At 57.0% G+C, this 6,097-nt stretch carries 2 protein-coding genes, 1 tRNA gene and 2 pseudogenes; 4 read left to right on the forward strand and 1 reads right to left on the reverse strand.

Annotated features, from left to right (window positions below):
* The first annotated feature begins 69 nt into the window (after nt 1-69).
* The 3 genes from KDX39_RS25480 to KDX39_RS25490 all read left to right on the forward strand — a co-directional run bounded on the left by KDX39_RS25480 (nt 70) and on the right by KDX39_RS25490 (nt 2,998).
* Nucleotides 70-417, forward strand: coding sequence for a hypothetical protein (locus KDX39_RS25480; RefSeq protein ID WP_231662283.1), 348 nt, complete (start codon nt 70-72; stop codon nt 415-417).
* Nucleotides 417-2,906, forward strand: coding sequence for a bifunctional diguanylate cyclase/phosphodiesterase (locus KDX39_RS25485; RefSeq protein ID WP_231662284.1), 2,490 nt, complete (start codon nt 417-419; stop codon nt 2,904-2,906). The genes KDX39_RS25480 and KDX39_RS25485 overlap by 1 nt, the downstream gene beginning before the upstream one ends.
* A gap of 15 nt (nt 2,907-2,921) precedes the next feature.
* Nucleotides 2,922-2,998: transfer RNA gene (locus KDX39_RS25490), tRNA-Ile, on the forward strand.
* A gap of 310 nt (nt 2,999-3,308) precedes the next feature.
* Here the strand turns inward: KDX39_RS25490 and tnpC are convergent.
* Nucleotides 3,309-4,808, reverse strand: a pseudogene (tnpC, locus tag KDX39_RS25495) (IS66 family transposase).
* A 500-nt stretch (nt 4,809-5,308) separates the two neighbouring features.
* Here tnpC and KDX39_RS25500 point away from each other — a divergent pair.
* Nucleotides 5,309-5,999 (forward strand): annotated as a pseudogene (locus KDX39_RS25500) (IS5 family transposase); the annotation flags it as partial.
* Nucleotides 6,000-6,097 lie beyond the last annotated feature (98 nt).

Below are 6,097 nucleotides of genomic sequence, written 5' to 3' on the forward strand. Positions count from 1 at the left end.
GCGCAGCACGCAACGCGTTAAAACAGAACCCCCGGCCTGCCGGGGGTTTTGCGTTTCTGGCCCGTCGTAATGTTCGCAGCGCTTTATTTCGCATGTCTTGTTGAAAACCTCTCCGAAACACGCCTGTCAGCCGTCGCCCGGCAGGAAAAATTCCAAAACCTGGCCTACAACTATGTGTCACCGCAGGCAAAAAGCCTGCTCGTGATCCTTCGGCCTATCGGTTGTTGCCAGGATTTTTACCGCAGCATCGTGCGCAGACTTGCCGCGATGTTGAGACCTTCTGCTAGCAATGAATCAGCAGCGGTAATGACCACAACCCTGGCCCGCTCGTGCGCAACGATACGGAGCAAGTGCTGTGGCCCCCGCGATATCGGCAGCCAGACCAAGCACGGACGTGAGCACTTATGCGTGGATTAATGACCGACATCAGTGACAGCAAGAAAACCGAAGAAGCGTTGCGTGTGTCCGAAGACCGATTCGCCTCAGTCTTCGCCCATTGCCCGGACATCATGGTGATCGCCAGCCTCATCGATGGCCAGATTCTGGAAGCCAACAAGGCTTTCATAGAGGAATCAGGCCTTACTGCCGAAGAAGCGATTGGCAAGACCCCCACCCAGATCAACATCTGGGGCGTTCCCGGTATCGGCCCCGGCCTTCTTGAGCGACTCCAGAAAGGCAACATTCGCAATCTGGAAATACCGTTTCGGCGCAAGGACGGGCGCATCTTCTCCGGGCTCATGTCCGCCCAGCCGTTTGAGCTGGGCTCGACGCCCGCCGTGCTGGTAGTCGTCCGGGACATCACTCCGCTCAAACAGGCACAGCAACAATTGCAGCGCTCGGAGGAGAAGTTCGCCAAAGCCTTCCACGCCTCTCCAGACGGCTTGACCATCAGCCGTGTGCACGACGGGGTCATTCTGGAGATCAACAAGGGCTTTTCCCGGATCACCGGCTACACCGAGACGCAGTGCCTTGAACGCTCCACATTCGACCTGGGCATCTGGGCCGACCTGAATGAGCGCGACGCCCTGCTGAACCACCTTCAGCAGAACGGTTCAGTACACGACTTCCGCGCCCGGATTCGCTGCGCTGACGGCAGCATCCTGCTGTGCGAACTCTCGTCACACCCGGTGCTGATCGAGGGGGAAGATTGCCTGTTGACGATTTCGCGTGACATCACCGAGCGTCAACAGATGCAGGAGAAACTGCACCTGGCCGCCACCGTGTTCGAAAGCACGGCCGAAGGTGTACTGATCACCGACACCCGCCAGCGCATCACTGCCGTCAACCGCGCATTCAGCGAGATCACCGGCTACAGCGAGGCCGAAGCCATCGGCCACACCCCTCGCCTGCTCGCCTCAGGTCGGCACGACAGCGCGTTCTACGCAGCGATGTGGCATCAACTGACAGCAGAAGGCCACTGGCAAGGCGAGATCTACAACTGCCGAAAGAGCGGCGACGTATACCCCAACTGGCTGACCATCAGCGCCGTACGCAACAAGGACCACCTCATCACCCACTTCGTCGCCGTCTTCGCCGACATCTCCAGCCTCAAGCACGCTCAGGCACGCCTGGACTACCAGGCGCACCACGACCCCCTCACCGGCCTGCCCAACCGCACCCTGTTCGAGAACCGCCTGCAGACCGCGCTGCTGCACAGTGAAGAGTCCGGCAGCCTCGGCGCGGTGTTGTTTCTGGACCTGGACCGCTTCAAACACATCAACGACAGCCTCGGGCACCCGGTCGGCGACCTGCTGCTCAAAGGCATCGCTCAGCGACTCAAAGAGCACCTGCGCGACATCGACACCGTCGCCCGGCTCGGCGGCGACGAATTCATCGTTCTACTGCCCGGCCTGCTGCAACCCAGCGACGCCGTCAGCATCGCCAACAAGCTGCTCGCCTGCTTCAGCGCGCCCTTTCAGGCGGGCGAACACGAATTCTTCATCAGTTCCAGCATCGGTTGCAGTCTGTTTCCTACCGACGGTACAGACGTCGCCACGCTCGTCAAAAATGCCGACGCCGCGATGTACCGCTCAAAAGCCAAGGGGCGCAACCGCGTCGAAAGCTACACCCGCGACCTGACAGTGCAGGCCAGCGAGCGCATCGCCCTTGAGCAGGAACTCAGGCGCGCACTGGACCGCAACGAGCTGAGCCTCTCGTTCCAGCCCAAAACCAGCCTGCTGACCAAAACCCTGGTCGGCGCCGAAGCCTTGATTCGCTGGAACCACCCGACCTTCGGCGAAGTACCGCCCGAACACTTCATCCCGCTGGCCGAAGAAAACGGCATGATCCTGCAGATTGGTGAGTGGGTCATCGAACACGCGTGCCGTCAGATGCACCAATGGCGCAAAACCCACAAACCGTTCGGCCCGCTGTCCGTCAACCTCGCCGGCGCACAACAGCGCCAACCGGGCCTCGTCGAACGCATCGAACACCTGCTGAGCGACCACGGCCTGGAGCCGGGCAGCCTGCAACTGGAAATCACCGAAAACTTCATCATGAGCCAGACCCAGGAAGCCCTGGCCGTGCTGCACAAACTCAAGAAACTCGGCGTGCAACTGGCCATCGACGACTTCGGCACCGGCTACTCATCACTGAGTTACCTCAAACGCCTGCCGCTCGACATTCTCAAGATCGACCAATCCTTCGTCCGCGGCCTGCCCGAAGACACCCACGACGCCGCCATCGTCCGCGCCATCATCGCCCTGGGCCGCAGCATGCAACTGACCGTCATCGCCGAAGGCGTGGAGAACAGCGACCAACAACAATTCCTCGCAGCAGAAGGCTGCGAACAGATCCAGGGCTACATCGTCAGCCTGCCCCTGCCGCCCGAGGAATTCTGCGCCAGGTTCCTTCTTATGAACGTTTCGGACTTTTCGGATAGCACAGCCGCGAAACCGCCGTTATAATCCGCGTCCTGCTGAGGGCCCATAGCTCAGTTGGTTAGAGCAGAGGACTCATAATCCTTTGGTCCACGGTTCGAGTCCGTGTGGGCCCACCACCTTTGAAAGCCGCGCATTGCGCGGCTTTTTTGCGGAAATCCACTAGACACGCCCCTATGGTACAAAATTGGCGCAGCGCTTTGGCTGACTGCTTACCTTCGGAATCATATAAATAGCCAAAATTGCCAAATGCTCATCTCAGACGTCGAACCTGAAGGCCTTAAGATTGAAAATCTGAATGCACTAAAAGCTCGATTTTTCCTTAATGAGAAGACTTTTTTCGGGTTTGGTATCGTAGTAGAACGAATATAATCCTGATGAACAGGACAACTATTTCGGATCAGAGAAAGACTTTGAATGCTGGCGCGCTTAGCCAGGCGATGCGGGTAAGCAGTTCCACGGAAGCAAGGCTTCGCAATCTTCAACCGATGTCGCCGTTGGCAGGTGCTCCTATGCGTGGCGCAGCCACGCATAGGGCTGTTGGCTTTGGCGGTCTCAACCAAGCTGTACAGTTGAGCACTGGCCGTCGCGCCCTTGAGTGTGTCGCTAAACAGCCTATTCTTTCTTCCAATCACGAAGGGGCGGATCGCTCGTTCGGCGGCGTTGTCGACCGGCTGGTAGCCTTCCTTGACTTATCACTCCAGCTTGCTCCAGCTACTTGCGAGGTAACTGATGGGTTTACCAAGGGCGTTCTGAGCGATGACCTGGGTCTGCATCTTTTCAATCCAGCTTTTCAACTGAACCAGTTTCGGCAGGCTTTGTTCATGACGACCGATCTTGCATTCAGCGTCACCGCCAACCTTCAAATCGCGTTCAATGCCGTAAAGCTTTTTGATCAGACTCAACGCGATATCTGCGAGATCCGCTTTACCTTTGGGATTCATTTTCTGCGCGTCAAGGAATTTTCGACGCGCATGGACCCAGCATCCTAAACGCTCAACTCCAGCTAGAGCGCCCAGTGCGTTGTAACCGGCAAAATCATCGGTCATAACGTAACCACGATGGCCTTCGAGCAGGCACGTCGCTACCTCCTGCGCTCGGCTGGTCGAGTAGTCAAAAGGATGACCGGCTTATCCGGTGGGCCGCCGGTTTGCACCCACATCCATGACTGGCTGCTCGGCTCGCGGTGAGGCTCTTCAACACCTCCACCTGGCTTTCAGCGCAGTGGATGAACCGGCTGGCCAATAGGCTTTCGCGCATTAAATTCAACAGAGGCTGGAAGTACTCGCCGCACTCGATAATCTAGCGAGCCAAGATTTGGCGCGGGACATCAATGCCGTTGCAACCCAGCACTTTTTCAAAGCGGTGTAGCGGTAAACCGCCCACATATTTAGTGGTTAACAACATTGCAAGAACGCTGGGGCTGGCCATGCTCTTTTCAATCAACTGAGCTGGCTTGTCTGCTGTGACGGTTGCCGTTTCGCAGTCACGGCAACCGTAGACTTTACGGACGTGTATGATCACCGGTATCTGCATCGGCACGATTTCAAGCTGCTCGCTGATTTTCTGGCCAATGGCGTATCTGCGGCAGTCGCAGATACAGGTCAGTTCATGTTCGGTCAGTTCGTGGATGACTTCGATGCGCGGCAGATCCGCAGGCATTGGCTTGCGCTTGCCACGGCGCTTGGCGGGTGCGACGACGTCTTCTTCCGTGTCTTCGTCGGCAACGTCGGCTATGCTTTCCGCTTCATTGAAAAGGGCTGGCTGAGGCGTAGTAGGATCAGCTATCTGCTCGGACGAACGTCCGAACAAGCGCTGACACAGCAGCGCGTTTTCTTCTTCAAGAAGACCGACCCACGACTGCATATTCGCAAGAATCTGCTTGAGTAGTTGAAGATCGTTAGGGAGGTTTTCGGGCACAAAATTCATGCCTTGGATTACACCGAATCAGGCCACGAGCCGCGGTGTCAAAACCTGATGAGGACGGTTACGCCAGAGGTCAAAACCGTCAAGCATCCAGTTAAGTTCTTGGACCGTCGGGACAATCGCTTCGTCCATCACATCGGCGACGCTTTAAAACGCTCGGACTCCAGCCGCTTGAGCCAGAGGCATAAGCAGTTTCACTCCCAGTACAAAATCTTCACTAGGTTACGCGGCTTGTCGAGGAAAAAGAAAAGTACGGAGTCGAAGAGGCGACCCTTATGTCCAACTCGACCAAGACAGCAAAACCGTCAATGGATTTTCGAAATTCAATAGGCTTTTGGTAAGAGATAGCATTTTTCGACTTTGCATCGGATCGCATTATGGCGAACGGGCTCCTGAGAGAATCGGGAGCATCGCATCCGGCACCAGCTAAGCGCTTTGAATGTAGGTTTTGTACGAAAAGTCGGTGCGAGTAGAATTCCGGCCATGATTGGCTGGAGGCCCGCATGGCAAAGCGTTACGAACTCTCCGACGTATCGTGGGAATTGATCAAGGATCTGGTTTCTCCTGAGCAGAAAATAGGTCGCCCACGCAGTGATGATCGCCAAGTACTGCATGGGATCTTGTGGATCCTATGCTCAGGCGCTGCTTGGCGTGACCTGCCAGAGCGCTTTGGGCCTTGGTCGACGGTGTATCAACGTTTTCGTGACTGGCGCGACGACGGTACGTTTGATCGAATACTGGAGCGCTTGCACATTCGCCTGAACCGGGAAGGACTGATCGATCTGGACACCTGGATGATCGACTCTACAGCGGTACGTGCAACCCGAGCCTCTTCAGGCGCCGGGAAAAAGGGGGGCCTGAAGAACCGCTAGATCATGCATTGGGACGCAGTCGAGGTGGCCTTACAACCAAGATCCACATGGTCTGCGACGCCAATGGCGTTCCCTTGCGCTTCATCCTTTCGCCGGGGCAAGCCAGCGATATTGCCCATGCCCAGCCGCTGCTGAATCAAGTGCGAATTCCCGGTAAGCCCGGGCGACCGCGCAAGCGTAGTGCTGGTTACTGGCTGACAAAGGCTATGACGCAGAACACCTGCGTCAGTACTGCGACCGTTACCGGATGCAGCCGGTAATCCCGCTGCGCGCCATGCCACGCAAACCCCGGCCTGGCTTGCCCCGACTCTTTGATCGTCCGTAAGCGCTCCATTAACACCACATTCAAAGCGGCCAGATGATCCTGGATGCTGTGCTCCCGATTCCCTCCGGAGCCAGCACCTCATGATGCGACCCGAC

Source organism: Pseudomonas sp. CDFA 610, assembly GCF_021147865.1.
Taxonomy (GTDB): Bacteria; Pseudomonadota; Gammaproteobacteria; order Pseudomonadales; family Pseudomonadaceae; genus Aquipseudomonas; species Aquipseudomonas alliivorans.